The organism is Novosphingobium mathurense, from assembly GCF_900168325.1.
Classification (GTDB): domain Bacteria; phylum Pseudomonadota; class Alphaproteobacteria; order Sphingomonadales; family Sphingomonadaceae; genus Novosphingobium; species Novosphingobium mathurense.
Map to the genome: position 1 here is coordinate 1 of NZ_FVZE01000036.1, position 1,171 is coordinate 1,171.

Annotated in this window: 1 protein-coding gene; it reads right to left on the reverse strand. The window is 62.0% G+C overall.

What is annotated here, in order from left to right; translation table 11 throughout:
- Nucleotides 1-19: 19 nt before the first annotated feature.
- Nucleotides 20-1,080 (reverse strand): IS630 family transposase gene (locus B5483_RS22720; RefSeq protein WP_245829577.1). Its coding sequence is split into 2 segments (ribosomal slippage): nucleotides 20-588 and nucleotides 588-1,080, totalling 1,062 coding nucleotides; the frame shifts between segments, so codons are not numbered across the junction.
- Between the last annotated feature and the right edge of the window lie 91 nt (nucleotides 1,081-1,171).

Genomic DNA, 1,171 nt, shown 5'->3' on the forward strand with positions numbered 1-1,171 from the left:
TTATACCAAGGTGCATTGATCAGTACCCATGTGCCCATTGGCGCATTCCGATGGACATGATGCGCCAGGGCTGATCGACGAGCTTGTTCCAAGCGAAGCAGCAGTGATCGACGATGTCGTCGTAGGATTTGAAGATGCGGTTCGACAGCCAGTTGTCACGCATGAACTGCCAGACGTTCTCGACCGGGTTAAGTTCAGGGCATCTCGGCGGCAGCGGCATCAGGGTAATGTTGGGAGGCACGACCAGCTCGGCCGAGCCGTGCCATCCGGCCTGATCAAGCAGAAGGACCGCATGCGCGCCCGGCGCGACGTGGAAGGCGATTTCCTCGAGGTGCATGCTCATCGCCTCACTGTTGCAGCGGGGCATGACGATGCCGGCGGCCTTGCCCTGGGCCGGACAGATCGCCCCGAAAATCCATGCCGAAGACCTGCGCTGATCCTTCGGCGCTGAAGGACGGGTGCCTCGCTTGGCCCAGCGGCGAGTGAGCTTGGTCTGCTGCCCTACCCTTGCTTCGTCTGCCCACCACAGCTCTATCGGCGTTCCTCTCGGGAGCCGCCGCTTGATTTGCGCCAGACGGGCGCCGAAGCTTTTTTAAAATCGGCAATGTCATCGCGCTTCTGGCCACGATGGCGCGGCCGGGCCGAGAGCTTGCGATAGCCCATGGCGCGAAGTTCGCGCCCAAGGGTGTGGCGTGTGACCGACAGCTCGAACTCGTCCCACACCCACAGCGCCAGGTCGGCAAGTCGCCAGCGCACTACGCCATGCGCTGCGGGGATCGGTCCTGCCTCGACGATCTCGGCAAGCCGGGCACGCTGCTCGTCGTTCAGGATCGAAGCTCGCCCCGGTGCCTTGCGCGTTGCCAGACCGTCAGGACCGCCCTCGTTGAAGCGCAGAACCCAGTCGCGCACAATTTGCAGAGTCACGCCGGCAATCTTCGCCGCTTCGCTGCGGCTGCCCCCGTCCAGGATCAGTGCAACAGCCAACAGACGCCGGACCTGATCGGCATCATCACTTCGTCGCGCAAACCCACGCAAATCCGCCGATGTGTAGTCAGATCGAACCCCAATCGCTGCCGCCATCGCAAGCCTCCATGTGCTTGCAACATCGAATCAGATTTTCACCTTCTTGGGAATCCCTGGCGTGAGTCAGCCTCAGCGCTCCTTGGTATTA